Source organism: Capnocytophaga endodontalis (assembly GCF_002209445.1).
GTDB lineage: Bacteria > Bacteroidota > Bacteroidia > Flavobacteriales > Flavobacteriaceae > Capnocytophaga > Capnocytophaga periodontitidis.
Map to the genome: position 1 here is coordinate 281,259 of NZ_CP022022.1, position 25,222 is coordinate 306,480.

The window sequence follows — 25,222 nt, forward strand, 5'->3', positions numbered from 1 at the left end:
TAACACGTTACACAATTAACAATTGATGTTATACGGGTTCATTTTCTTCTACTTTTCCTTCTAATTCGGCTTTTGTTTTTTTGCGTGTTAAGCGGCGTTTGATAAAATTGTTGAGGTCTTTACCTTTTACCGAATAGGTATTGAAGAGTAACATAGGGGTAATCACTCCAAAGGCTAAACACATAGTAATAAAACCTGTTTGCAAACCGAGTTTAAAAGTTTGATAAAGCAGGTCGAGGGTTTCGTCCTGACGGGTTTCAACGGTTACTATTTGGATGATTTTCATCATAAACTCATAGCCATATTTACCAGGAATCATATTGATAACGGCAGGTATCGTAAACACAATAGGAGGTGTATGTACGCGATGAGCGAAATAGACTGCCAAGAGCCCCACGGCACAAGCTCCTAAAAAGGAGGTAATCACGATTTGCTCGGGCATCACCGTACCTAAAAGTATAAACTTAATGCCCCAACCTATACCGCCTAATACGCCTGTAATCCACAAGGCACGACGGGGAGTGTTGAACAATAAAGCAAAGCCAATAGAAATCCACATCGACCAAAAGATGCGTTCGGCTAATCCTAAAAATACATCAAGGAAGTTCATAACCAAATAATAGTAAAGCTAAATAAAAACCTAATGAAATCATAAAAACCAAGATAGCCGCGTGTGTGAGTTTAGCTATCCCTGCTACAATACAGCCAGAGAGCATATCGATAAATCCGTTGATAAGAGGTACTCCAGGCACTAACCACAACACACAAGCGGCTAAGGCGTTGTGGTACTGCTCTATTCCCGCCAAACGGAAGATACTCATCACGGCTACCGACACAAAAGCAGCCCACCCCCAACAGATATACACATTGAACTTGCGCAACTGCAGGATACGACGTCCCGCTAAACCTAATAAGGTTGCTATAAACGACATTGCAAACTCGGTATAACTAGCTTGTTCTTTACCAAATACATAGGCTAACGAACCTCCTGCTACCGATACGAAGAACCACATCACATACATATTGTAATGAGGTTTGGCTTTAATCGTTGCAACTTGTTCTTCAATTTCTTCGATAGGGAGTTTTTTTTCAATTGCTTCCCAAGAAAGGATACTAATATCAGAAATAGCGCTGAAGTTTACTCCGTGATGAGGGATTGTACGTACGATAGTTTCCTTTTCGCCTGTAGCTTTATCCTGCACAGTAAGCACAATAGCAGCGTGAGAATAGAAATTTTCGCAATGGTAGTTAAGGGCATTAGAGATGCGTTCTACATTGCGTTCTACCCTACGGGTATTGGCGCCGCTAGAAATCAGCAGTTCGTTAATGTCGGCAAATAGACGTGCCGCTCGTTCAATGGGTTTCATATAGTTAATTTGTCGATTTGTTGATAGTAGGGAGAGACTCTAAGAATCTCTGAGAAAATGAGATTTAATTTCCTTTTACCAAAGAAAACTCTGCTTGGTATTCTTTGCCGTTTTCCTTTATGAGTACATAACCTTTTGGGAGGTTGTTTACGAGATAATTGTAATCGCTATCTGATAGTCGAGAAGAGGTTATGGCACTTTTATAGGTAAGCATATTTTCTATTCTCAAATTAGGGAATACAATCGCTTCTATACGAGCACTACCTATAATTTCATTAAAAGTAATCATTACTTGCTTGCGGAAGGAAGCAGCATTCTCATCTATAATCACAGCTTTAGTAACTTTTAGGCGTGCAGAGGGGGTAGCAGTCGTTTTTTGAATGGTAACCTCTTGGCTAAAAGGTTCTGATTTCAGCTGTATTTGAGAGGAGAGTACTACTTTATAAGTACCTGCAGGCACATCGCCTCCTATTTCAAAAGTAGCAGTTGTGCCTCGGTGATTATAAGTTTCGATAGTTGCTTTAGTCTCACCGTCTTTTATCAAAAGTAAATGACAAGTTCTGTAACCAGTATTAAGACCTACACTCGCATAGGTAAAATTCTCTCCCGTTACAGTGAGCTCATCACCTGTTTTTAAAGTTGTTGCTGAAAGCGACTTAATTATAGGGGCTTTAGCAGCAACTATTTGTATAGGCTGTTTGTCGGTGTTTACAAAAGGAAGTACATATTCTTTGCCATTACCTTTTACTACAAACTTAAAGTCGTTACCTCCGCTAAAAGCTCCTGCAGGTGTATTGAACATCTTAAATTGAATGTTATAATTGGAGATGTCACTCACTGTAAGTTGGTAGTCGTGGGTGTCTTTTCTCAAATAATAAGTATATTTCTTCAAGGCTTCAGTATTGGCGAATACTACTGTTTTGAAAGTTTGCAATTCAGTAGTTGCCAAAGAAGTAAGAGGCATACCCATAACATCTAATACGTTCAGTTCTATCTCACTACCATCCAAGATAAAAAAGCCACTTTGTACTTCTTCTTTATCAAAAGTCGCCTTAAAGAAGTATTCACCATTTTTATAAGAGTCGGGCAATACTACATATACACGTCTTTCTTTTTTATCGATTTTCTGTACTTTAAGGGAATAAGTATCAAATGGAGGGCGGCGTTTAACGAGTTCGACTTTTATCTGTTCTTTTTTGACGGGCAAGGTATTGACATCAAAATAAACTACCTCGCCTCCAGCTTTATTTGTAGTATATTCATTAGGGACGTGGCCAATTTGTATAGGCTCATTAGGCTGTGGTGTTTTTTCGGTAGTTATGAGCACTTTGTAGATTTTAGTGCTTTTATCTTCGGCAGTTACGGTATAGCTTACTTCTTTAGAGAAATCTTGAGCTACACCGCTATTAGGAGTTACAGTAGCCCCCTTAGAGAAGGTGATGGTAGGGGTAAGAGTGGTAAGATTGGTATCTTCGGGTAATTGGGCAGTAATGGCGGCATTACTGATTGTACTGGTATAAGTAGTACCTTCTACAATAAAGGTAAATGAAAGAATATTTTTTTCACTACTTAACAAAGGGGTTTCATCGTTGTCTTTCTTGCACGCTAAAGCAAGAAAAAGAACACATAAAGTGTATATCTTTTTCATTATAAATTAAGTTTTTAAGCAGAAGCCGAAACTTCAAGCTGATGTTACACGGTGCAAAGATAGAGAAAATTAGTAAATGAGCAAATGAGGAAATGAGCAAATTGGTTTTGGGACGGGGAAAATAAAAAAAACGAACTCTAAATTTTGGTACTTGGCATAATTTTTGTAATTTTGCCGCCGAAATAATTTTAAGCAGGCTTTTTCTCTTGTAGAAAACCGTCAGTCTTAAAGAAAACAAAATTTATGAAATTAGTTAAAAAGAGGTATTTTTTTGCAGTAATGGTCTTTGCCTTTTTAGGTTTTACGATCAAAGATGAAGAGACAAAAGTAATCACAATTCCACCTACTTTTGTAGTTGATGTACCTCAAATGGCCACCGCTATGCCAGCAGAAGCAACTGCGAATAGCACACTACTTCCCACTTCTTTTACTCTCCACACAGGAAAAACATTTATTGGATTTAAAGAAGCTTTAGCCTATCGCGAATCACGCGGTAACTACACTATTGTAAACCGTTTTGGCTATATGGGGAAATATCAATTTGGGAAACGCGCCCTTCGCTTCTATGGCGTAACTGATACCCAACAATTTTTGAACTCTCCTGAACAACAAGAACAAGTGTTTGTGTTGAGCTTACAGCGCACCAAATGGTTTTTGCGCAAAGAAATTAAAAAATATGTAGGCAAAACTATCAACGGGATTCACATTACTGAATCGGGGATATTGGCAGCCGCTCACTTGGCTGGTGAGAGTTCAGTGAAGAAATTCTTCAAACATCAAGGGGGATATAACTTTGCCGATGGCAATGGCGTTACCTTGCAACACTACCTTAAAGCGTTTGCGGGTTACGATACCTCACACATTGAAGCAATACAAAAACCTCAATGGGAAGCCCCTGAAACCACCTCTCTTTCTTTAGCAACATTGTAGTTATTAAACTTTTCCTCTTACTTTTATATACACTAAAGTAGCTATAAGTAAAAGGTGAAGATAGACTGAGTACCCTACCAAAGATAAATAGTCCATCGTATGGGCAAATTGGTATAGGGCGATTACTTGTGCTCCATAAGGAATGAGACCTTGCGCATAACACGAGAAGATATCTAATACTGAAGCCGCATTGCGGAGGGGTATTTGGAACTGCTCGGCTATGCGCTTACTTATTTTAGAAACGATGAGAATTGCCACCGTATTATTCGCTACACACACATCGGCAACAGTTACTAAAAAGCCCATTCCCAGCAAGGCTGAAGCTCCACTCTTGATACGTTTGGCAACGAGGTTCATCAGAAATTGAATGCCGCCAAAACGCTCTACTAAAAAGGCTAATCCACCGATGATGAAGTAGAGGAAGAAGATATCAGCCATATCCATAAAGCCTTTGTAAGTGTGTTGAGTAAATTCTAAGAAAGAGAACTTGTTGTAGGTGAATCCCATAACACCTGAGAAAACAACTCCCAAGAACAGTGACACGAATACATTTACTCCAAAAAGCGAAATGACCACTACTGCTACATAAGGCAAAATAAGCAAGGGATTGAAGGTGTGATAGGCTTCGCTATGAGTGAAGGTGGTAGCACCTGGGTTGCCAATAAAAAAGAGAATTACCGCCGATAGCAGCGCAACGGGAAGTGCTATTTGAGAATTGGTTTTCATCTTATCACTCATCTTGCAGCCTAACGACTGGGTGGCGGCAATAGTAGTATCGGAAATAAGAGACAGATTGTCGCCAAACATCGCGCCACAAAGCAACGCAGCCCCTATAAGGGCGGTATCGGAATGACTTTCAAAAGCCAAATTGAAGACAATAGGCGAGAGGGTCATAATGGTACCTACCGAGGTTCCTGTTGCAAACGAGAGGAAAGAGGCAATTACAAAAATACCTACGGGAAAGTATTCGGGTGAAATGTAGTACATCCCCATATTCACTATGCTATCGATGCTGCCAGAGGCTTTGGCTACCGAAGCAAAAGCACCTGCCAAAAGAGCTATTACACACATCTGCAACACATTGCTATTGCCTGCCCCTCTGAAGAAAAGGGCTATCTTTTGGTTGAGAGGTGCGCGGTAGATAAGCAAAGCTACTACCACTGCAAAAAGCGCAATAATAGGTGCTGGCAATGAATAGAAATTATCGAAATAAATACCACTGCCCAAAAATATAGCTACGAATATGAGTAGCGGGATAATACTTACTATTGTTGTTTTTTTCGTCATTTTATAATTTGCTAATCTGCTAATTTTCTAATTTGTTAATTCTCTCGGCTACTACGGCATAATATCTATTAGTGAAATATCGCAACAGCGGACGCAAGCCTAACTTCTTCACGGGGTGCGTCCATTTTTCTCTATATACAATCCGAAATCCTGCTTTTTCTAACAGCATATCTAATTGCCAATCTTCAAACTCGTGGTAATGACAGTCGCGGGGGTCGGCAGTATTGCGGTAGGCTTTGGCAAACCAAAGTCGCAAAGGTACTGTAATCAATATTTTATTTGTAGGGACATTTTGCAGTACAGCCAAAGGGTTCACCAAATGTTCTAAAATCTCTAAAGCGGTAGTGAAATCGGCTTGAAAATTCTGAAGGGTATTTGCCTTGAAATCTAAATCCTGACCGGTAGTATTAAGCACCGTATAACCTTCCTCTTTCATAATCGTTGAAAAAGGATTTTCTACCCCTATATCGAGGATTGTACTCCCCTGAGGAGCATATCGTTTGAGAATACTCAAGGTTTTTTGATAGCGTTTTTTAGGAAGGGTTTTGTACATAAATTAATAATTAACAATTGACAAGGGAATAACGTTTATTCCTTACTAATATTCTAAAATAAGGGTATTTACCGTTTATTGACAAATCCTTTTCATTATCTCCTTTTCTAAATTTCACAATCTCAAACTGATTAGGATTGAATTTGTGTAGAAAAGTTATTGGTACTCCCATATAGCCCGTGTAATCTGATGGTATATTTTCAGTTCTATCGATATGAATACCATTGTAATTATCGTATTGAGGATAATTGTTTTCATTGCCAAAATAGTTTTTAGTGAGCACTATATCCTCGTGACGTTTGAAATTATCTAAATTAGTAAGCCATAAACAATTGTTAGGGGATACTATTCTATTACCTGAAGCGTCTATTCGAGCTTCTGTTCCATAGAGTTCATAGTGTTGAGGAACGATAAACCCTGAAATACCTCTACCTAAATGAATACCTAACCAAGCCTTATTTTCTTGTATCAGTTTAAAAATTTCTTTATAAGTAATCGCATTAATATTGCCTATGATTAGAAATTGTTTTTGATATTCCACCAATTGTGCTACATATTCACGAAACAACGAAAAAGGAGGATTTGTTACTACTATATCCGATTGTTTGAGCAATGCAATACTTTCGGCACTGCGAAAATCACCATCTCCTTTAAAGTAAGAAACAGCTATTTTTTCTCCTGCATATTCAGCAAAAAAACCGTTTTCAGCATAACAAGCTGCTATTACTTTTTTAAGCCTTAACTCTTTAAAATTTGAAACAAAATACTTAAAAAAGTTACTTGTATGTGGATCATCACAATTGCAATAGACTATTTTATTCTCAAAATGACTTTTATAATATTGTAACTCTTTTTCAATATCTGAAAATTGGGTATAAAACTCGTCATTTTTAGATTTTTTAGCCTTTTGTAGCAAGTTATTTGTCGCTTTTCGTGCCATTTTACTTTTGCGTTAATTGATTAAACAATTCACTCCCTAATACTTTTAGAGAAGTCTTAGAGATTTCAAGCATCACATCAAATATTGATTGAGCATCCCACTTTTCGCCATTTCCACGTGTGTAGATGGACGCAGCTTGTAACATAATCGTTTTATCGTTATGTGTTACAACTTTATTTTCACAAAGATTGGTGTTGATAGGCATTCCATAATTAGCTGCTGTGAGTTTATCTAATCTGTTGAGTATACCTGAATTGTAATCAAGAGTTACTATTCGTCCGTCAGGGCGCATTACTTCAATAGTTTCAGTTAAAAAATTAGAACCTTCTAAGAATAGTACATAAGGAAAATGAGACTCCGACAACATCAAATTAGCCATTTCAGCTATATTTTTGTGAGCTCTCTCTATAGCATTTCCACCTACCATTAAATCCTGATTACTTTTTATACCTACTAATTTTCCTGCTTTAATATTTTCTATATCTTTACCCTGATGTTTAGCTTCTGATACTAAGATAATTCTCCAATTTTCTTTATCATCTTTTACTTCTATCAACCCACCATCGGGAATGATACTTGCATTGGGCACAAAGAGTGTTTGCCCTAAAGCTATATCTATTTTTCTTAAAGCCTCGTTTATCTCTTCTTTTTTTACACTTGTTCTATATCGAAAAGAGAGTAACGGAAAATCCTTTTGAAGTTGTTCCATTACAAGTTGAGAAATCTGACTTACTGCTATATTGTGCAATTTAGCTTTTTCTCCAAATATAGCTACTACTCCTTTTGATGCTGTATGCTGGGTAGTTAATCGGTTTGATTGATTCTTTTTAGACATATTTTTAATATTTTTGAAATTGTGTCGCCGGCAGCGACACAATTAATGTGCGTCGAGCCAGTTGTTACCTACACCTAAATCGGCGACGAGGGGAACGGCAAGGGTAAAGGCGTTTTCCATCGCTTCTTTGACAAGGGGTTTTACGAGTTCTAATTCGGCTTTAGGCACATCGAACACCAACTCGTCGTGTACTTGGAGGAGCATACAAGTTTGGAGTTTTTGGGCTTGCAACTGGTTGTGTATGCGTATCATTGCGATTTTGATAATATCGGCTGCTGAGCCTTGTATAGGGGCATTCACGGCGTTGCGCTCGGCGCCTCCACGCACTACTTGGTTATGTGAATGAATATCGGGCAGATAACGGCGTCTGCCTAAAATGGTTTCTACATAGCCGTGTTGTCGGGCAAACTCTATTTGTTTATTGATATAGTTGCGGAGGTTAGGATAGGTAGCGTAATAGGTGTCTATCAGTTCTTTGCTTTCGGAGCGAGAGAGGTCGGTTTGTGCAGATAGCCCAAATGCCGATACGCCATAAATAATCCCAAAATTCACTGTTTTGGCGTGGCTACGTTGCTCGCGGGTTACCTCTTCCAATGGGACATTGAATACCTTTGCCGCTGTAGAACGGTGAATATCCTCATTGCGGAGGAAGGACTCAATCATATTGTGTTCTTCGCTGAGGGCAGCGATGATGCGGAGTTCGATTTGCGAATAGTCGGCAGAGAGGAGCACATAATCGGGATTGCGAGCGATAAACGCCTTGCGCACCTGCTGCCCACGAGGGGTGCGGATAGGGATATTCTGCAAGTTAGGGTTGTTGCTGCTGAGTCGACCTGTAGCTGCTACTGTTTGCATATAGGTAGTATGCACACGACCCGTACTTTTATTTACCTCTAAAGGCAAGGCATCTACATAAGTAGATTTGAGTTTCTGCACTTGTCGCCATTCCAATATATCGGCTACGATTTTATGTTTGGCTGCAAAAGGCGCTAAGACTTCTTCGGAAGTAGCATACTGACCGGTTTTCGTCTTTTTAGGTTTGCTGTCAATCTTCAGTTTTTCAAAGAGAATGTCGCCGAGTTGTTTAGGTGATGCCAAATTGAAAGTCTCGCCAGCCTGCTCGGCTATGGCTGTTTCGAGTTGGGCAATATCGGCATCTAAGGTTTTAGCGTATTCTTTTAAAAAATCCACATCGAGGTTTACCCCTTCGCGTTCCATAGCTGCCAACACTTTGATAAGAGGTGCCTCTAAATCAGTATAGATTTTTTGGGCATTTACTTGGGGCATTTGGCTTTGGAACACATTTTTGAGTTGCCAAGTAACATCGGCATCTTCCACAGCGTATTCCTTTACCTCATCGATAGGCACGGTACGCATAGATCGCTGGGTTTTCCCTTTGCCAATAAGGCTCTCGATAGCAATAGGTGTATAGTTCAGGTAGGTTTCGCTGAGGATATCCATATTGTGACGCATATCGGGATTTAGCAGGTAATGGGCTATCATCGTATCGAAGAGAGCGCCCTGTACCTCAATTCCATAGTTTTGCAACACTTTGAGGTCGTATTTCAAATTCTGACCTACTTTAGCTATCTGTTCATTCTCAAAAAACGGACGGAATTGCTCTATGAGCTTAGTAGCTGCTTCTTTTTCTTTAGGAAATGGCAAATAATGCCCTTTATGAGCTGCCCAGCAGAAGGAAATACCCACTAATTCAGCTTCGAGAGCGTTTATATTAGTAGTTTCGGTATCAAAACACACTTCAGTTTGTTGCAATAGGCTTTGCAACAAGAGTTGTTGTGCCATTGGGGTATCGGCTAATTGGTAGAAATGAGGCGTATTGCTGCTGTTTTTCTTATCGCTCACCAATTGCTGCTGCGCAAAGAGGTCGCCTTGTGAGAATAAATCCAGCTGACCTGAAGCAGCCTTAGGGGGAGTTTGTACCACAGCTTCTGGTTGGTAGGTTTTTAGGAAATTTTGTAGCAACTGACGGAACTCTAACTCATCGAAAATCTTGCCCACCGCTTCAAAATCGGGTTGAGACATTGCAAAATCGGCTTCATCAAAAGTTACCGGCACATCGAGCATAATGGTTGCCAATTGTTTGGAGAGCAAGCCTTTTTCCTTGTTATTTTCTATATTTTCACGCAGTTTGCCTTTTAGTTTATCAGTATTAGCGAGGAGATTTTCCATAGAGCCAAAATCGGCGAGTAGCTTTTTGGCGGTCTTCTCGCCTACCCCAGGCAGCCCAGGAATATTATCGACAGCATCGCCCATCATACCCAGGAAATCAATCACCTGCAAAGGGTTTTGCACTTCAAATTTCTCTTGCACCTCTTTCACACCCCAAATTTCGATATCATTGCCCGAGCGCGCAGGTCGGTACATAAAGATATTATCGCTCACCAGCTGCGCATAGTCTTTGTCGGGGGTTACCATAAACACTTGGTAATCTTGAGCTTCGGCTTGTTTAGAGAGCGTTCCGATGATATCATCGGCTTCGTACCCCTCTTTTTCGATGATAGGGATGTGCAAAGCCTTGAGTATTTCGTGGATATAGGGGATAGCCAAACGAATCGCTTCGGGGGTTTCCTCGCGATTGGCTTTATAGTCGGTAAAGAGTTCGGTGCGTGCTACGCTCCCTCCTTTGTCGAAAGCGACAGCGAGATGGTCGGGTTTTTCTTTTTTAATCACCTCGAAAAGGGAGTTCATAAAGCCGAGAATCGCCGAAGTGTTCAATCCTTTGGAATTGATGCGCGGGTTCTTGATAAAGGCGTAGTAGCCCCTAAAAATAAGGGCATAAGCATCGAGGAGGAAAAGGCGTTTTTTCATTTTATATATCATTGGTAGGGGCGAATTGCAATTCGCCCGTACGTAGTTTGTTAGGGGTTAGGGGTTAGTGATTTGCCAATTTTCTTCAACTTCCCAATTGGCGCGGAGTTCTATTTCTTTAGGCATATACCACACCCGCTCGGGTTGCCGATGTTCTAAGAAACTACCGGTATCCCATTGGTGATTTTTGTTCTTATCTTCAATGAGTCGCAAGCGGAATTTACCAGGTGTTACATTCTCGAACAGATATTCGGTTAGAGGTTTTTCGATATAAATTTCGCGGAGCACTTCCGTTGCCTTCTCATTGGTAAGTTGCAGTATAAGTGGATATTGCAGTGTGTTTTCGGCAGTGTTGAGGTGCATTTTTAGGATAGCTACCTCTTCGAGTTTTTTAGTGCGCACGGTTACTTTTAGGGTATCGTTCGTATGTCCGAAAAAATCGGTGAGGGCATTAGGGAGGGCTTCAATGCGGTAGGTCTCGTCGTTTTTCTTATCGAATAAGAGATAGTAGTCTAAATTATTGGGGGCTAAGCGCGTTTTGAACGGAATAGCCACCGCTGTAGAGTCTTTGCCAACGAAAACTTTCAGTTTAGAGGGGTCAGTTTTTACGATAGGGATATTGCTTTTGAAGCCAAAGTCCTTGTACATAGGCAAGTCGCCCGAAAAGAGGTTTTCTATTTGCAAGCTATCGTTTTTCATCTCCTTTAAACGGACTTTAAACGTATCGGTTTTCTGTTTTTTGGTAATAGTAAATACCAAAGAATCTTTTTGTTTAGGGGTATACCAAAAGTTGAGTGTATCTTTCTTAGGGTCTTTGGAGATAGTATATTTAAAATCGGGAGTTACGGGCGAGATAGGCTTGATTTGTACGCTATCGGTTTTGCCTTCAAAGCCAAATTGCACGCGGTTGCCAGCAGCTTGTGTAGGGCGATGCGCCTTGTAAGGAGGCACTTCTTTGAATAAGCGCAATTTAGGGTAAAAACCTTGTGGACTGCCTTTCAAATCGGCAACGGTGATAGGTTCGTCCATAAAAGCAATTTTGTCGTCCTTAGGATTGAAGATATAATTAGGGCTTTTTTCTTTGAGGGCGATGAGTTTGTATTTGCCTTCTTTGAGGTATTCGAGCACAAAACTATCGAGACTGTCGAGGGTATTGGTTACATAAGTAGGTTGCGTTTTATACACCAATGAGTCGTTATACTGCTCGTTGTAAGGATAGAGCATCACAGTCACGAAATTATCGGGTTTAGGTGCGATTGCATCGGCGATGTCTCCCTCATACCACAGTGAATCGAGAGTGCTACCGGTAGAAAACACATATTTGAAATCGGAAATCGGGTTGCCCTCGTTGTAATCCTGAATGCTATTACCGAAGTTCAGCACGTAGGTAGTATTAGGTTTAAGAGTATCGGCGATATTAATTTCCAACCATTTAGAAGCCGAAGTAGGCGAAATGATAGGAAAAGTTTTCATAGGAGGAGAGATGATGAGCTGCTTACGGACGTCTTTAGTTACCACAAACTCATCGAACTGCAAGCGTATTTTCTTGCCGTGGAACTTCATAGCCCCCGATTTGGGCACAGATTGCAAGAGTACCGGCGGGGTAACATCTTTAGGACCACCAGTGGGAGAGCCGCGGCGGGCGCATTGCCAAAGGGTGAGGGCAATAAGGAGAGAGAGGAGTATGGGTAAACGATGTTTCATAGCTAAAATACGAATTTCTAATTTGCAAAAGTAATAAATAATGTGAATATGGCAAGATTTTTGCGGCTTTTATAGTATAGCCTCCGTCTCCTCAAAGAGGGACAATCTTCAAAAAACAAGTACTTATAAGATAATTTATTTTAATATAGACCTATATTCTTTCTAAAAGAAAATCAATTAAATAGTATATACAATGAGACGAGTGAGTTTATTACTTTTGGCAGTAGGGCTATTAGTCGCTTGTAATAACAAAGATGACTATCAACCAGAAAATGACCCTATTTATTTGGCAGATAAGATTGTAGAAACCATCTTACCTGTGCAAGGCACCCACACAATGAGCATTACCAGCGAGTATAAATATCGCAACACTGGTATAGGCTTATTAGAGAAAATGACTGTTGATACAGTTGCAACGAGTAAAATCCCTACTTCGGAGTTTGAAAACTCATACGATGGGTCTTTCCCCACTAAAACTGTATACAAAGAAAGCGGTATACAAAAGAGCGAAACTGTGTACAACGAGTATACTCAAAGGGGAAGTATCAAGAAAAAAACAACTACTGAAGTAGGTAAGGCATATCCTATCATAGAGGAGTATAAATACGATGGTCGTCTGCTTTCGGAGTATGTTAAAACTAAAAAGACATCATCTGAAACTACAGTTTATACAATCATTACCTACAAGTTTGGTCTTAATGAAGTGAATACAGAAACTTCTGTTCGTACAGAAACGGTAGGGTATAGACCTAAAACTACTGTAGTTGCTACCGATAAGTATGTGCTCAACTACAACGAAACCGTGAAAGAGCACACACGTACTGAAAATGGTAAGACTTCTATTACTACTTACACTTACGACAACAAGACTAACCCTCGTTACTTGCTTTTTTCGTATAGAATGACCCACCCAGAGTTTTTCTTACAAGAAGGTTATAGTCGTAACAATATCACTAAGAAAACAGTGAAATACCCTAATATTTCGGGACAAGATTACGTGGAAGAGACCACTTACGAGTATTTCAAAAATGAATACCCACAGAAAGCTGTTGTAAAGAGAGATGGAGTGATAGTAGGAAGCAAGGAATTTACTTATTAGGTAAGAGTTAAGAAGTAAGAAAAACGCGAAAGGTCATAGTGTTATGCTATGACCTTTCGCGTTTTTAGAGATTCGGAGTTAGGAGACAGGCAAAGACTGACTTGATAGTGTATTTTCTATAGGGTAATACATATCTTCATAGGCTTCTACAAGATCTGTAAGAATCATTAATTCTATATAATCAGGGTTACTTTCGTGAGTATTATCATCTACTATTTGCAAAAGCTCACCTATGCGTTTCATTATAGCGTTGTATTGCATTTCATTTTTTATCATAATGTTATATTTTATCTATATTTTCAATTCTATCATATTCTTTATGAGTACCGATAAAACGGATATATATTATTATGTACTACTATTCTAAAGTGGTTGCCTTTGATATTGAAAACAAATCTACCATTTCCTACAGCATCTACACTATTGAAGTCTTTTTTAATATCTGCAAAACAAGACCATTCGGCAACAATAGTTTTTCTATACCAATCTTCCAAAGGAAATTTAGCTTCGGAATGTTGTGTGTAAAATTCAACAATGGTTTTTTAGCTATAATTCTCATTTGAGTGGTTATAAAGTTATGGCAAAAGTAATAAATAATTTTCAATTAACAATGAACTATAAAAAACTTTGCCAAAGGTCATAGTGTTATGCTATGACCTTTGGCGTTTTTAGAGGGTTAGTACACTAAGTAAATTATACTACTACAATTTGTCCTACGCCTAAAAGTATGAGTTCTTTGCCTTTGGCTTTGAAGCTACGTACGGCGGCATCTTTATCTATTTTGATATGCGACATTGTATTGTAGTGATATCCTAATATTTTATTACACTTTACGAAATCGGAAGCCATAATAGCATCTTCTACGTCCATAGTGAAGTTACCACCTACAGGTAATACAGCTAAATCAAGCTTGTAACGCACTGGAATAAGCTGCATATCGAAATGCAAGGCGGTACTGCCCGCAATGTAAATTGTTTTATCGGGGGTTTTGATCACAAATCCACAAGCAGCACCTCCATCACTACCATTTTCAAAGGTAGAAGAGTGCAACGCCGATACCATTTTCACAGAACCAAAAGGGAAATTGAAAGTTCCACCTAAATCCATAGGGTGGCTGTTCTCAATACCAAGATTGAAAAAGTAGCGAGCAATCTCGAAATTAGAGATGATTTGAGCTTTAGTACGCTTGGCAATCTTCTCTACATCCCAAGTATGATCTTGCCCAGCCGTAGTGATGAGGATATAATCGGCTTTTATTTGATTGATATCGATATCACTCGCTAAAGGGTTTTCGGAAATAAAAGGATCGACGAGTAAGTGAGTTTCACCTATTTTTATCCCTATGCTGGCGTGTCCGTAAAAAGTAATTTCCATAGTAATTAGATAATTCTTTAAGTATGAGTATTTTATTTACTGATATATATTCCTATAAAAAAGAGTACTGAGAGCAAAAAGGTGCTCAGAGCGACTACTTTTAGTTCTTTGTCCAAAAGCTTAAGATCGTTGTTGCGCTTTACTGAAAGCAAATGTACCACCAAAGGAAAGAAAGCTAACAGATAGAGCAGTTCCCAACGCATTTGCAGGCGCAGTACTGAAAAACTGAGTAGGGCAAGCATTGCCAACACTACCAAATAGTAATGATAGTACTTAGCAAGCGAAATTCCCATTTTCACTACTAAAGTGTGTTTACCTGAACGCTGGTCGTTCTCGTAGTCACGCATATTGTTGAGGTTCAACACTGCTACACTTAGTAATCCTATAGAGATTGCAGGCAGAAAAGTAATCCATTGGAGGGTTTGCGAGTAAAGAAATTCACTGCCTACTACGCTAACCAATCCAAAGAATACGAACACAAAAAGGTCGCCTAAACCGCGATAGCCATAAGCTGAACTTCCTACTGTGTATTTGATAGCTGCTGCTACACACAACAATCCTAACACAAAGAATATCACTATATAGAGCAGATTTTCCCAACCAAAAGCTAAGTAGATAAGTATTAATGCTGAGAGTATAGAGAGTCCTGCGGTAATGAGTATAACGCGCTTGAGTTGCAAGCGACTTATAGCTCCGCTTTGTAAAGCGCGCTGAGGTCCTAAACGATGTTCATTATCAGTGCCTTTCACACCATCGCCATAGTCATTAGCAAAATTAGAAAGCACTTGAAACAGTATAGTTGTAAGCAATGCCCAAGCGAATATTTTCCAGCTAAACGCCGAAGGGTCATAGCGATAAGCTAACGCACTCCCTGTGATAATTCCTGCTACTGAAAGGGGCAAAGTGCGGAGTCGCGCTGCTTTGATGAGTGTAATTACTTTCATTTAAGGCACAAAAGTATAAATAATTTGCCAATTAGCAAATTTGTAGCTATGATAATTAACAATTTTAACAAAAAACGTCTATTTTAAGTAGGTAGGTTCGAAGTAAGCAATATCTTCAAAGTTTTGAGCGTTGTATTTTGCGATAGCAAAAGGGAGCATATCTTTGGCTTGGGGAAAAGCATTGGGAATAAAAACGGCATTGGGATGTTTACAAATGGCAGCGAATTTATTACTTCCATCGCCTAAGAAAGTTACTTTTCCTTTATTTAATTCTTCTTGATAACTGTGTTCATCGAGGATTTTGGCTTCGGTGGGGGTTACGAACTCATATTGGCTATTAAAGACTGCACTATACACTTCCATACGGCGGGCATCGAGCATTGCGATAATGCAATCGGCTTGGGCTTGATGAGCGAGAATCTGGAGGGTAGGAATTGCTATAAGGGGTTTCTCTAAGGCAAAACAGAGACCTTTAGCAGTAGCAATCCCTATGCGTAAACCGGTATATGAACCTGCTCCAGCACTTACCGCTATTGCATCTAAGGCGGTGAGGGGCAATGAGGCTTGTTGCATCACGGCTTCTATAAAGAGGTGTAGATTCTCAGAGTGAGTGAATTTACCCGTATTCTCGGACTTTTCAGCGAGAATATGATTATCCTTTGACAAGGCTACAGAACAGTTAAGTCCTGAGGTTTCTATAGATAATAAAAGCATTTTTTTGAATAATATCTAATAAAATTTTCTCGTTTTAATTCCTCTATTTTACTTTCCAATGACAACACTACACTAAACATATTTGTTTTAATTTCCTCATTTGAAAAACGAATGAAAGTTAATCCATATTTTTCCATTTGATTTTGTCGATTTTTATCTTCTACATATCTAAAATTGTGAATATATTATGTTACAAAGCTGTAAATCAATATTCTTTTATATCGAACTGATGCAAAAGCGACACTGTTACCTGTTAGCTGAAACAATCATCACTATTTCACCTTTTACGTTTTTATCTTTATAAAAATCCAACAATTCTTGGAGGGTTCCGCGTTTGGTTTCCTCGTGGACTTTGGTGAGTTCACGCGACAGACTTGCGGGGCGGTTGGCACCGAAAGTAGCGATAAAATCGGTGAGGGTTTTGAGGAGTTTGTGAGGGGAAACGTAGAAAATCATTGTTTTGGTTTCGGTGGCGAGCTGTGAGAGTCGAGTTTGGCGACCTTTTTTATCGGGTAGGAAACCTTCAAACACAAAGCGGTCGTTGGGCAATCCACTATTTACTAAGGCGGGGACAAAAGCTGTAGCACCTGGCAAGCATTCCACATCCACTCCCTCAGCAATACAAGCGCGAGAGAGCAGAAATCCAGGGTCGGAAATGGCAGGGGTACCGGCATCGGTAATGAGGGCGACAGTTGTTCCTCCTTTGATACGCTGCACCCAACTATCTACCACCTTATGTTCGTTGAACAGGTGGTAGCTTTGCATAGGGGTGCGAATATTGTAGTGTTTGAGGAGCTTGCTACTGGTGCGAGTATCTTCGGCTAAGATGATATCTACTTCTTTGAGTAAATTGAGGGCACGCAGTGTTATATCCTCTAAATTTCCAATAGGGGTAGGAATCAAATAGAGTTTGCTCATTAGACTTCAAAACGTTTAAGAACGAGGTCGAGGAAGCGTTGTTCGTACTCTTCTTTGCCTTTCCAATAGTTGTAAGTAGGTTTTACTTGTTGCTCGATATAGAGAACGGCGTCTTGCATAGAGTTTAATTCGCCCAAGTGTTTTACTACCTTATTATACTCACTTTCACTACCGAAGAAGAGTCTTTGCACAAAGGCTAACTTATCATTCAAACCTATTTGGAGAGTTTTTCCAAACTTATCATTGAGTGATTGTGTGGGTTTCACATCATCGGTAGTATCTTTTTTATCGAAAACAGTGTTTTTGCTTTGAGAGATGAACTCTTCTAAGGAAGGAGTTTGCTTGAGGAGGCGTTGCTCATCGGTATACTGAGGTTGCTGGATAAACTGTTCAGATTGTTCGATGGCGGGTTGCTCGATTTCAAATGCTACTGCAGCAGTTTCGACAGGTTTTGGTTTTTCAATTGGCTGAGGTTTTTCAATTGGTTGATCGGCTGTTGCAGTTTGTAATCGACTTGTTGGTTTTGCCCAATTAGGTTCTGAATAGGATTCCTCTTGCAAAATGCGTTTAACAATAGGTTTCTCGACAGGAGCTGTTTTTTCCTCTTTTGTGATAGGGGCAGGCTCCATTGCTACAAAGGCAGGTTGAGAAGCGGGTTCTTTTTTAGGAGTTTCTTTAGTGGCTGTTTCAGGGGCAGTGAGAGGGTGCACTTCGGAAGCTTCTACTTGTATATCAAAGATATCTTCTTCTTGATTTTCATCGATAAAATCGGATACTTTTCGCATAGTGCGGTGCATACGGTCTTCTGAAGCTCCAAGTGTTTGATAGTATTTTTCCACAAAAGTGAGAATAGCGATTTTCTCGGTAATTTTGTGAGCTTGTTTGTTTAGTTGAGCGAGGTTCCACTCACCTTCGTTAGCGAGGATTTCGGTAGCTAAAGTGATGAGGTCGTGTTCTAATGCTTCTTTCATTCGCGTTACTATTTTAGTTTTGATATTATTTCACAGAGGCTTCGTAAATTCCTTCGACGGTGTGAGCTAAGGTGTTGTTGAACTGCTCATCGGTTTGAGTTGCTGAGAGCCCCTCGGTAAGGGCGCGAGAGAAACTTGCAATTACCCCTTTGTTTTCGGCGAGGATGGCATTGGCTTTTTCACGTGGATAACCTCCTGAAAGAGCTACTACGCGCACTACACGGGGGTGGTGAGTAAACTCTTTGTACAAATTGTTGATGGTAGGCAAAGAGAGTTTGAGCATCACATTGGCAGTGGCGGGGAGGGTATCTAAATGCTTTCTAATTTCGTCGCGCAAGATAGCCTCGGCGGGAGATTTATCGGGGATGTTGATATCTACTTCGGGTTCTATGATAGGCACCAAACCAGCGGCTATTATTTGCTTAGCGACCTCGAATTGTTGGTCAACCACTCGTGCGATACCTTCGGGAGAAGCTTTTTTAATCACTGATCGCATTTTAGTTCCAAAGATATGGCGTTCGTTAGCGCGGGTTAATAGTTCGGTGAGTCCTGTGATAGGTTTCATCAGTTGAACGCCGTCGTTATCGAGGGGTTCCAATCCTTTGTCTACTTTTAGGAAAGGAACGACTTGTTTTTCGTCCCAAAGATAGTCGGCGGTGTATTTACCATCGATTTGTCTATCCATAGTTTGCTCAAACAAAATAGCGCCTATAATTTTTTTGTGAGAAAAGGCGGGGCTTTTGATAATTCGTGTTCTCATTTGGTGAATGAGGTCGAACATTTGTTCCTCGTTGCTGTATTGGTCTTCAGTTACACCGTAGAGTTTAAGGGCTTTAGGGGTACTACCACCACTTTGGTCAAGAGCTGCAATAAAGCCCTTGCTATTTTTCATTTGTTCAAATTGTTTTGCGTTCATTGTTATTAAGTTTTTAAAATTATGCTACAAAGGTACAATTTATTTTTCAAATAAAAAAAATTAATCCAACAACTTGTTTTAAAATGCCTACTTCCGTTGAGGCTGTTCGAAATAAGGGCGTTTGCAAAACGCCCGTACATAAAGCGATTGATTATCGAATGCCTACCCCGTTCCCCTCCCGAAGGGAAGGGCAAGCCGCAAAAGCGATTCTTTTGATGAGGGAACATACATTTGATATTTGTAAGGGCGTTTGCAAAACGCCCCTACACAACATTCTCTAAAAGTAATTGATTATCAAACGCCTACCCCGTTCCCCTCCCGAAGGGAAGGGGCAATCCGCAAAAGCGATTCTTTTGATGAGGGAACATACAGTGTTTTGTGCAATCAGGGTTTAGAGATAATTGCTTTTTGATAGAGTTGTTCGGCTACATCCCAATCGATTACGTTGAAAAAGTTATTGATGTAATCGCCACGACGGTTTTGATATTTCAAGTAATAAGCGTGTTCCCATACATCCATTGCTAATACAGGAATACCCGATACGCCCAACCCTGGCATCAATGGGTTATCTTGATTGGCAGTGCTGACGACTTGCAATTTACCGTTATTGACTACTAACCAAGCCCAACCAGAACCAAAACGTTTGGCACCTGCTTCGGCAAAGGCTTTTTTGAAGTTATCAAAGCTGCCAAAATCGCGATCGATAGCGGCTGCTAAGGCTCCTTTAGGGCTTCCGCCACTGCGTGACATCCCTGCAAAGTACATATTGTGATTGTAGTAACCACCAGCATTGTTGCGCAAGGTTGCGTTGTTCATATCAAGAGTGCGAAGGAGTTCCTCGATGCTCATTTGCGCTTGAGGAGTACCTGCTACCGCCTTGTTGAGATTGTTTAAGTAAGCTACATAGTGTTTAGAAAAATGGATGAACATTGTTTCCTCATCGATATATTCTTCTAAACCGAAATATTTGTACTTTAGAGGTACAATAGCAAAAGCACCTGCTTCGGCTTTTACATCTTTAGGGTCACCGTAGTTAGAGCCTCTTTGGACGCCTATAACGGTCTCTTCTTGAGCTTTTTTAGTTTTTGTTTTTTTCTTCTGAGCGTAAAGGTCACCAGAAGTGAAGGCTGTAGTCAAAGCTACGGCGCTGAGAGTGATTGCGTTTTTGAGTTTCATATAATAAATTAATTTATTTAGGTGTCAAGTTAAGGGCATATTAACAGAGATTGGAAAATAGGTTTTCTTTCAATCAATCTTTTTATTAGATTGTTAAAGTGTTAGGATATACGGACTTATTCATTGAAAAAAATGTCAATAATTTTATCATCTATTTGTATTTCTATAGGATATAACTCTTTTGTCTTTCCGCCCTGTTTGTATAAAATCAATGTCCAAGGATTGTCTTTGGATACCTGAATTATTTTTTCCCCTATTTTTAAGATTTCGCCTATTTTTATGTTTATTGTATCTATTCTTTTTTCTAATGCAAGATCGCTTGCCATTGTCATATAAAAAGTAGCATCGTCTACCGTTGTATAGAAATCATCATCTTTTGACACATTCTTTAGGCTATCAAGGTAAAATAAGGTTGGTTCTACAAAGATAACATAATTCTTATCCTTTATTTCCCTTGTAATCCTCTTATCGGTTATTTCTTGTACATAATCTGCTTCCTCAATGGTATCTATATCATTTTCAATATAGTTGTTTTCTTGGGTGTTGTTATTGTTACAAGCAAACAACAATAAATACACTGAAATAAAATAATAAATCTTTACCATCTGAATATTTTAAAATATAATATCATCAATGATGTACCTGTCTTTCTTTTTAGCAACTTTTAATTGTATGCTATCATATCTGTTATCATAAAATTTAAAAAGATACACATTATATCTTTTTGAATTTATTTTCTTTACTTTAAGAGAATCTAGCCATTTTATTGTATAGTCCTGTGCTCTTACAATAGGATCTGCACTTAATTCATCTGAATTTACTTTCCGTATTAATTTACTTGATAGAAACTCCCTTTCTATTTCCCTTAATTCTTCTTCACAAAACTCCCTTTTATCAAGACAAGGCATTTTATCTTGCTGCCTGATGTACTTATCATAAAATTCCAAAATCATTTTTGTAGCTTCATCAGTTTCTTCTTTAGGCACTTGAATTGGTGCAATTGTATCCTTATCTACTATGGTATCTCTTTTGATAGAGGAAATAGTATCTGTAGTATCATTAGAAGATGACACTTGGGTATTGTTATTATTGCAAGTAAACAACAATAAACACGCTGAAATAAAATAATAAATTTTTACCATCTGAATATTTTAAAATTGAGGTATCTATTTAGCTACATACTAATTGACTTTGGGAAACGGGAGAACGTTCTACAATTCTTTTCTCCAACCTCTACTTTTATAGGGCTTTTACTCACTTCAACTTGCTTACTTTCAAAACTAAGTTCAAAAGTATTCGTTTCTTTCTTGCCTGCGTAGGCTTCTACTTTTATGTAATAATTTTGTGTTTCTGAATCTTCTTTTTAATCCACTTGATCTTCATAGGTATAATACTTTAATCCTGAATCTTTTACTTTTTCTTTTTCAATATAAACATCTGAATTATCTGGTATTGCATCATTTGTTATAGATAAATACTTGCCTTTTCTTTTGATATAATAAATATGTCTATTACTATATATCTTACCAAATTTATATAGTATAGGGTCATCTTCATAATCAGATTCTTCTCCTATGTATATATTTATTACTCCTGAAACTGTATCTATTTTATTAATTTTTAAAAGAAACCAATCCATAGATATTTTATCTATTAAAAGACTATCTTTAATCTCTACATAAGTAAGAGTATCTATTTCAAAACTTCTACAATCTTCATTAAAGAGAACACGATAATACAACTTTGTTAAGTTATACTTAGTTTTTTGAGGTATAGGACTTTTATATGGTTCTCTTATTGTATCTTCTTCTGTTAAGTAAGTTGAACTATCATAATTTACTCTGTTTTTACAAGATATTATTGAGATTGCAACAAATAGTATTATAATTCTTTTCATAGTTTCTTTAGTTTATCTAATGTTATTAATTCTTCTTCATACTTGGATTCTCTAATTATTGTTCCATTAATTATCGCTTTTGAAGTTCTTGCACATCCCGTACTATCTTTTTGATTTTGAAAAGTCATCTTACTTGTCAAATCAATATGCTTTTTACGACAATGCGGACAAACACCTTCTCCCAATACCTCCTCTTCTTTCCTTTTACTATCACCTATTTTTACAAGGCTGTTGCCGACTTCAAATTGCATACTTTCAAAACTAAGTTCAAAAGTACCCGATTCTTTCTTACCTGCATAGGCTTCTACTTTTATATAATAGTTTTGCTTTTCGGAATTTTCTTTTCTTGATTAACAATGATCCACTTAATCATCATAAGTATAATACTTTAATCCTGAATCTTTTACTTTTTCTTTTTCAATAAGAAAATCTTCTCTTCCCATCTTATCAGAAGAGGGAAGTGTATCCCAAGAAATTATATTATAATTATTGCTCTTTTTTATATACATTTTAATAACATTCTCTTCATAGCCAAAAAAGTCCTTAACACTCCTAAAATCATCAGTATTATTATCATTCTGATCACCATCAGCTACTTCATTACACATAATAGTAATTAAGGTATCGTTAATCTTTATATCATTAATTTTAAAGATATAAAAATCCATTGTTGTTCTATCTATAAGGATATTTCCCTTAATCTTAAAATAAGATAGTGTATCTATAAGAATTGTTTTCTTTCCATCTTCATTATATCTCAATGGATAATATGTTTTATAAACAAGAGAAAAACTTTCTTTACTTGAAGTATCCCTTTTTGATTCTAAGTTGTTATCTATTTGTGTTATAGTGTTAGAATTTAATTTCTGCTGATTATTACAATTTATAAGTAGCATATTCAATAATATAGATATTAATAATATTTTCATTTTCATAACTCTTCTTTTAGGTTTTCTAAGTCAATTTTTATTGTTATTTTTTTATCTAACGCTATCGGTAACAAAGTCCTGCACAGCAATAAAATGGCTGCTGCTTAGCTTCATTCCGTCTATCCAATTCACAGGATAATGGGTGAGTAGATTGTTCATTGTTCTATCTTGTTTTATTTTGTTTTGCGAAGGTAAGGCTTTTTAGGATAAGTTATTTAATTTTTATTCTACTTTTGTGTACATATCCTTTTAACCCTTCTTTAGTTTTTATCAAATACCAATTGCTTGTATCATCTAATACATCTATTTTTTCGCCTGATTTTACTTTACCTAAAATTTTAGAAGAAGTACTCTTATCCGCCCTTATATTGGAGTAACCGTCAGGGTCTTCTATATAATAGCCTCTTGAAGAATTAAATAGGAAATCAATTATTTCCTTGGGGTTATCAAAGTCGTGAGGATATCTTTGAACATAGTATTTCGCCGCATTAATAGCAAAATCGTGTTCGTTAGGAGTCCCTCGTAACATTTTATCGACCGCTAACACCATCTCTTTTCTTATGAATCGGCGCGTATTTTTCTCATAATAAAATAACATCTGTATACCAGTTCTATCATTAATATTTTCATCAAGATACCATTTTAGCAGTGTTTTATCTCTATAAACACCAAAAGTAACTACAAAATCTGATAACATATCTTCATAATTATCTTTTAGCCACTCTAAGGACTTTAGATCTTTGTAGAAGAGATACTGATTGAAATGAAATAACATAAGCCCATCTATTTTTGCTTCATGTCCATCTGTATATATAATTCCCTTATCTTGAATAGCAATATATGGATTGAGATCATCATTCAGCACCACTATATTTTGTGGTAGCAATTCTTTATTGATAAAAGAGTGTATTACTTTCTTATAGTGCTCCTCAGTAGGTTTTTTATAATTGTATTTTCCTAATTCAGCAACTATCTGAGGCATTATTTCTTGCGTATATTTACGGAAGTTAATATAAACTTCGCCGTCTTTAAAAATTGTATAATCTTCTATCTTTTGACTATAGCTATTAAAAGTTATTATTAAAAAAAGTATTATAATTTTCCAGTCCATTTTGTTTCTCCTATATTTTTGTTATTCCAATTAGATTCTTTTAAGGTTTATAGTCTTCCCAGCCATATTTTTTATATTCAGGAGCAGGAGAAAATTCAGCTGCACCCCAATCTAAGTCTCCTGAGCAAGGGATGCGACAAATGCCCCAATTAGCTACTTTTTTAACTCCTGTCTTATAACTTGTCCAAGTCCCTACAAATTGGTTGTTTCTATAGTCATCTGAATATTCATCAATATCATCAAATAAAAACACTCCTTTATTGTTAATATACCATCTTAATAAAACCTTTCCTTCAAAAACACCAGTAGCTGATAATTTCTTATCTTCTCTAAAATAATAATCAGCAATGATAATTCCTTGTGATTTTATTTTCCCCACCATATCATCGTCTGCTCCTCTAGAATGCTCTGCAAAAAAATATACATGTTTGATTTTTATTTCTCCTTCAAACAATCTTACATTTTTACCAACTTTTGTTTTCCCTTTTGCTATATAAAGACTATCATTTGTTGTTGATTTTTCTATTTTTAGAAAATTAATCTCTAATCTTCTTTTAATCTTTATATCAATAAACCCAATATAAGGAATATCCTCAATATAAGTATTGGTAGCAAAAGATGGTTTAGAGAGCATTGAACTTATATCAATGTTCCCTAAATCAAGTCTTCCTTTGCTATTAAAACCGCCATTTAAATAGCCAATCTCTTCCTTAATAAAATCTTCAAAATCACAATGTTCTTGTGCATTAGATATGGTATCAGATTTGGTATCAGATATGGTATCAGATTTGGTATCAGATTCGATACTTAATAATTCATTTTGTGGATCTTTTTCAGTGTTATTATTAACAACATTTTCACAAGAACTCACTGTCCCTATTAAAAATAAACTAATAAGTAATAATTTCATATATTATTGTTTTTTTTGTTTTTTCATTTGTTTTTTAAGATATTTATGCAATATAAAATAGAATTTACCTTTGTGTTATTATTTTTATTCCATTAACTTGATGATCAAAAAATTTAATTGAGATATCAAAGTATTTTCAGAGTGCAAACATATCAAATTATTTTGCCACC

At 37.6% G+C, this 25,222-nt stretch carries 28 protein-coding genes; 2 read left to right on the forward strand and 26 right to left on the reverse strand.

Going from position 1 to position 25,222, the window contains the following annotated elements; all coding sequences use genetic code 11:
• Positions 1-28: 28 nt before the first annotated feature.
• The 3 genes from CBG49_RS01305 to CBG49_RS01315 all read right to left on the reverse strand — a co-directional run bounded on the left by CBG49_RS01305 (position 29) and on the right by CBG49_RS01315 (position 3,015).
• Positions 29-610 carry a threonine/serine exporter family protein gene (locus CBG49_RS01305; protein ID WP_088593046.1) on the reverse strand — a complete coding sequence of 194 codons (582 nt, stop codon included), beginning with the start codon at positions 608-610 and terminating at the stop codon, positions 29-31.
• Positions 597-1,367 carry a threonine/serine exporter family protein gene (locus CBG49_RS01310; RefSeq protein WP_088593047.1) on the reverse strand — a complete coding sequence of 257 codons (771 nt, stop codon included), beginning with the start codon at positions 1,365-1,367 and terminating at the stop codon, positions 597-599. Before CBG49_RS01310 ends, CBG49_RS01305 begins: the two co-directional genes overlap by 14 nt.
• 64 nt (positions 1,368-1,431) lie before the next feature.
• A complete protein-coding gene (locus tag CBG49_RS01315) occupies positions 1,432-3,015 on the reverse strand; it encodes a DUF5018 domain-containing protein (protein ID WP_088593048.1) in 1,584 nt (527 codons plus the stop codon).
• Positions 3,016-3,258: 243 nt separating this feature from the next.
• Between CBG49_RS01315 and CBG49_RS01320 the strand changes: the two genes are divergently transcribed.
• A complete protein-coding gene (locus CBG49_RS01320) occupies positions 3,259-3,945 on the forward strand; it encodes a peptidoglycan-binding protein LysM (protein WP_088593049.1) in 687 nt (228 codons plus the stop codon).
• Positions 3,946-3,948: 3 nt separating this feature from the next.
• On the opposite strand, the gene CBG49_RS01325 is transcribed toward CBG49_RS01320, so the two are convergent.
• The 6 genes from CBG49_RS01325 to CBG49_RS01350 are packed head-to-tail and all read right to left on the reverse strand — an operon-like array spanning position 3,949 to position 12,093.
• Positions 3,949-5,232: a Na+/H+ antiporter NhaC family protein gene (locus CBG49_RS01325; protein ID WP_088593050.1), complete on the reverse strand. Its 1,284-nt coding sequence runs from the start codon at positions 5,230-5,232 to the stop codon at positions 3,949-3,951.
• A gap of 19 nt (positions 5,233-5,251) precedes the next feature.
• Complete coding sequence (locus CBG49_RS01330; RefSeq protein ID WP_088593051.1) at positions 5,252-5,785, reverse strand: methyltransferase domain-containing protein; 534 nt, start codon at positions 5,783-5,785, stop codon at positions 5,252-5,254.
• Between the two features lie 10 nt (positions 5,786-5,795).
• Complete coding sequence (locus CBG49_RS01335) at positions 5,796-6,725, reverse strand: adenine-specific methyltransferase EcoRI family protein (RefSeq protein WP_088593052.1); 930 nt, start codon at positions 6,723-6,725, stop codon at positions 5,796-5,798.
• 1 nt (position 6,726) lies between these two features.
• Positions 6,727-7,560 carry an EcoRI family type II restriction endonuclease gene (locus CBG49_RS01340; RefSeq protein WP_088593053.1) on the reverse strand — a complete coding sequence of 278 codons (834 nt, stop codon included), beginning with the start codon at positions 7,558-7,560 and terminating at the stop codon, positions 6,727-6,729.
• A 42-nt stretch (positions 7,561-7,602) separates the two neighbouring features.
• Complete coding sequence (polA, locus tag CBG49_RS01345; protein WP_088593054.1) at positions 7,603-10,389, reverse strand: DNA polymerase I; 2,787 nt, start codon at positions 10,387-10,389, stop codon at positions 7,603-7,605.
• Between the two features lie 57 nt (positions 10,390-10,446).
• Complete coding sequence (locus tag CBG49_RS01350; RefSeq protein ID WP_088593055.1) at positions 10,447-12,093, reverse strand: Ig-like domain-containing domain; 1,647 nt, start codon at positions 12,091-12,093, stop codon at positions 10,447-10,449.
• 193 nt (positions 12,094-12,286) lie between these two features.
• On the opposite strand from CBG49_RS01350, the gene CBG49_RS01355 reads away from it, so the two are divergent.
• The gene (locus CBG49_RS01355; protein ID WP_088593056.1) at positions 12,287-13,192 is read left to right on the forward strand and encodes a hypothetical protein; all 906 of its coding nucleotides are present in this window, start codon (positions 12,287-12,289) and stop codon (positions 13,190-13,192) included.
• 78 nt (positions 13,193-13,270) lie between these two features.
• Here the strand turns inward: CBG49_RS01355 and CBG49_RS01360 are convergent, their stop codons facing one another.
• From CBG49_RS01360 to CBG49_RS01440, 17 genes are all read right to left on the reverse strand, one after another.
• On the reverse strand, positions 13,271-13,468 hold the full coding sequence (locus CBG49_RS01360; protein WP_009412789.1) for a toxin-antitoxin system, antitoxin component, Xre domain protein: 198 nt from the start codon (positions 13,466-13,468) through the stop codon (positions 13,271-13,273).
• A gap of 41 nt (positions 13,469-13,509) precedes the next feature.
• A complete protein-coding gene (locus CBG49_RS16380; protein ID WP_236854620.1) occupies positions 13,510-13,686 on the reverse strand; it encodes a type II toxin-antitoxin system HigB family toxin in 177 nt (58 codons plus the stop codon).
• A 199-nt stretch (positions 13,687-13,885) separates the two neighbouring features.
• A complete protein-coding gene (locus CBG49_RS01370) occupies positions 13,886-14,566 on the reverse strand; it encodes a metal-dependent hydrolase (protein WP_009412791.1) in 681 nt (226 codons plus the stop codon).
• A gap of 32 nt (positions 14,567-14,598) precedes the next feature.
• Positions 14,599-15,510 (reverse strand): 1,4-dihydroxy-2-naphthoate octaprenyltransferase, encoded by a 912-nt coding sequence (gene menA / locus CBG49_RS01375; RefSeq protein ID WP_088593057.1) that lies wholly within the window; start codon positions 15,508-15,510, stop codon positions 14,599-14,601.
• 78 nt (positions 15,511-15,588) lie between these two features.
• Complete coding sequence (gene tsaB / locus CBG49_RS01380; RefSeq protein ID WP_088593058.1) at positions 15,589-16,224, reverse strand: tRNA (adenosine(37)-N6)-threonylcarbamoyltransferase complex dimerization subunit type 1 TsaB; 636 nt, start codon at positions 16,222-16,224, stop codon at positions 15,589-15,591.
• A complete protein-coding gene (locus CBG49_RS01385) occupies positions 16,206-16,361 on the reverse strand; it encodes an endonuclease domain-containing protein (RefSeq protein WP_236854622.1) in 156 nt (51 codons plus the stop codon). The genes tsaB and CBG49_RS01385 overlap by 19 nt, the downstream gene beginning before the upstream one ends.
• 109 nt (positions 16,362-16,470) lie before the next feature.
• Complete coding sequence (gene rsmI, locus CBG49_RS01390; RefSeq protein WP_088593059.1) at positions 16,471-17,142, reverse strand: 16S rRNA (cytidine(1402)-2'-O)-methyltransferase; 672 nt, start codon at positions 17,140-17,142, stop codon at positions 16,471-16,473.
• Positions 17,142-18,113: a hypothetical protein gene (locus CBG49_RS01395; RefSeq protein ID WP_088593060.1), complete on the reverse strand. Its 972-nt coding sequence runs from the start codon at positions 18,111-18,113 to the stop codon at positions 17,142-17,144. The genes rsmI and CBG49_RS01395 overlap by 1 nt, the downstream gene beginning before the upstream one ends.
• A 25-nt stretch (positions 18,114-18,138) precedes the next feature.
• Entirely contained in the window at positions 18,139-19,029 is an 891-nt protein-coding gene (locus CBG49_RS01400) for a fructose bisphosphate aldolase (RefSeq protein ID WP_088593061.1), read from the reverse strand.
• Positions 19,030-19,413: 384 nt separating this feature from the next.
• Positions 19,414-20,205, reverse strand: coding sequence for a superoxide dismutase (locus CBG49_RS01405; RefSeq protein WP_088593062.1), 792 nt, complete (start codon positions 20,203-20,205; stop codon positions 19,414-19,416).
• Between the two features lie 116 nt (positions 20,206-20,321).
• Positions 20,322-20,810, reverse strand: coding sequence for a hypothetical protein (locus CBG49_RS01410; protein WP_088593063.1), 489 nt, complete (start codon positions 20,808-20,810; stop codon positions 20,322-20,324).
• 9 nt (positions 20,811-20,819) lie between these two features.
• A complete protein-coding gene (locus CBG49_RS01415) occupies positions 20,820-21,347 on the reverse strand; it encodes a DUF3828 domain-containing protein (protein WP_088593064.1) in 528 nt (175 codons plus the stop codon).
• Between the two features lie 221 nt (positions 21,348-21,568).
• Entirely contained in the window at positions 21,569-22,102 is a 534-nt protein-coding gene (locus CBG49_RS01420; RefSeq protein WP_088593065.1) for a hypothetical protein, read from the reverse strand.
• Positions 22,099-22,353, reverse strand: a complete 255-nt coding sequence (locus CBG49_RS01425; protein WP_088593066.1) for a hypothetical protein — start codon at positions 22,351-22,353, stop codon at positions 22,099-22,101. Before CBG49_RS01425 ends, CBG49_RS01420 begins: the two co-directional genes overlap by 4 nt.
• 114 nt (positions 22,354-22,467) lie before the next feature.
• Complete coding sequence (locus tag CBG49_RS01430; RefSeq protein WP_009414732.1) at positions 22,468-23,037, reverse strand: hypothetical protein; 570 nt, start codon at positions 23,035-23,037, stop codon at positions 22,468-22,470.
• A gap of 205 nt (positions 23,038-23,242) precedes the next feature.
• Complete coding sequence (locus tag CBG49_RS01435) at positions 23,243-24,142, reverse strand: SH3 domain-containing protein (protein ID WP_088593067.1); 900 nt, start codon at positions 24,140-24,142, stop codon at positions 23,243-23,245.
• Between the two features lie 40 nt (positions 24,143-24,182).
• Positions 24,183-25,052: a hypothetical protein gene (locus CBG49_RS01440; RefSeq protein ID WP_088593068.1), complete on the reverse strand. Its 870-nt coding sequence runs from the start codon at positions 25,050-25,052 to the stop codon at positions 24,183-24,185.
• Between the last annotated feature and the right edge of the window lie 170 nt (positions 25,053-25,222).

Coding starts and splice junctions, on each gene's coding strand:
- CBG49_RS01305 (WP_088593046.1), bottom strand. CDS start 610: ATGAACTTCCTTGATGTATTTTTAGGATTAGCCGAACGCATCTTTTGG.
- CBG49_RS01310 (WP_088593047.1), bottom strand. CDS start 1,367: ATGAAACCCATTGAACGAGCGGCACGTCTATTTGCCGACATTAACGAA.
- CBG49_RS01315 (WP_088593048.1), bottom strand. CDS start 3,015: ATGAAAAAGATATACACTTTATGTGTTCTTTTTCTTGCTTTAGCGTGC.
- CBG49_RS01320 (WP_088593049.1), top strand. CDS start 3,259: ATGAAATTAGTTAAAAAGAGGTATTTTTTTGCAGTAATGGTCTTTGCC.
- CBG49_RS01325 (WP_088593050.1), bottom strand. CDS start 5,232: ATGACGAAAAAAACAACAATAGTAAGTATTATCCCGCTACTCATATTC.
- CBG49_RS01330 (WP_088593051.1), bottom strand. CDS start 5,785: ATGTACAAAACCCTTCCTAAAAAACGCTATCAAAAAACCTTGAGTATT.
- CBG49_RS01335 (WP_088593052.1), bottom strand. CDS start 6,725: ATGGCACGAAAAGCGACAAATAACTTGCTACAAAAGGCTAAAAAATCT.
- CBG49_RS01340 (WP_088593053.1), bottom strand. CDS start 7,560: ATGTCTAAAAAGAATCAATCAAACCGATTAACTACCCAGCATACAGCA.
- polA (WP_088593054.1), bottom strand. CDS start 10,389: ATGAAAAAACGCCTTTTCCTCCTCGATGCTTATGCCCTTATTTTTAGG.
- CBG49_RS01350 (WP_088593055.1), bottom strand. CDS start 12,093: ATGAAACATCGTTTACCCATACTCCTCTCTCTCCTTATTGCCCTCACC.
- CBG49_RS01355 (WP_088593056.1), top strand. CDS start 12,287: ATGAGACGAGTGAGTTTATTACTTTTGGCAGTAGGGCTATTAGTCGCT.
- CBG49_RS01360 (WP_009412789.1), bottom strand. CDS start 13,468: ATGATAAAAAATGAAATGCAATACAACGCTATAATGAAACGCATAGGT.
- CBG49_RS01370 (WP_009412791.1), bottom strand. CDS start 14,566: ATGGAAATTACTTTTTACGGACACGCCAGCATAGGGATAAAAATAGGT.
- menA (WP_088593057.1), bottom strand. CDS start 15,510: ATGAAAGTAATTACACTCATCAAAGCAGCGCGACTCCGCACTTTGCCC.
- tsaB (WP_088593058.1), bottom strand. CDS start 16,224: ATGCTTTTATTATCTATAGAAACCTCAGGACTTAACTGTTCTGTAGCC.
- CBG49_RS01385 (WP_236854622.1), bottom strand. CDS start 16,361: ATGGAAAAATATGGATTAACTTTCATTCGTTTTTCAAATGAGGAAATT.
- rsmI (WP_088593059.1), bottom strand. CDS start 17,142: ATGAGCAAACTCTATTTGATTCCTACCCCTATTGGAAATTTAGAGGAT.
- CBG49_RS01395 (WP_088593060.1), bottom strand. CDS start 18,113: ATGAAAGAAGCATTAGAACACGACCTCATCACTTTAGCTACCGAAATC.
- CBG49_RS01400 (WP_088593061.1), bottom strand. CDS start 19,029: ATGAACGCAAAACAATTTGAACAAATGAAAAATAGCAAGGGCTTTATT.
- CBG49_RS01405 (WP_088593062.1), bottom strand. CDS start 20,205: ATGAAACTCAAAAACGCAATCACTCTCAGCGCCGTAGCTTTGACTACA.
- CBG49_RS01410 (WP_088593063.1), bottom strand. CDS start 20,810: ATGGTAAAGATTTATTATTTTATTTCAGTGTATTTATTGTTGTTTGCT.
- CBG49_RS01415 (WP_088593064.1), bottom strand. CDS start 21,347: ATGGTAAAAATTTATTATTTTATTTCAGCGTGTTTATTGTTGTTTACT.
- CBG49_RS01420 (WP_088593065.1), bottom strand. CDS start 22,102: ATGAAAAGAATTATAATACTATTTGTTGCAATCTCAATAATATCTTGT.
- CBG49_RS01425 (WP_088593066.1), bottom strand. CDS start 22,353: ATGCAATTTGAAGTCGGCAACAGCCTTGTAAAAATAGGTGATAGTAAA.
- CBG49_RS01430 (WP_009414732.1), bottom strand. CDS start 23,037: ATGAAAATGAAAATATTATTAATATCTATATTATTGAATATGCTACTT.
- CBG49_RS01435 (WP_088593067.1), bottom strand. CDS start 24,142: ATGGACTGGAAAATTATAATACTTTTTTTAATAATAACTTTTAATAGC.
- CBG49_RS01440 (WP_088593068.1), bottom strand. CDS start 25,052: ATGAAATTATTACTTATTAGTTTATTTTTAATAGGGACAGTGAGTTCT.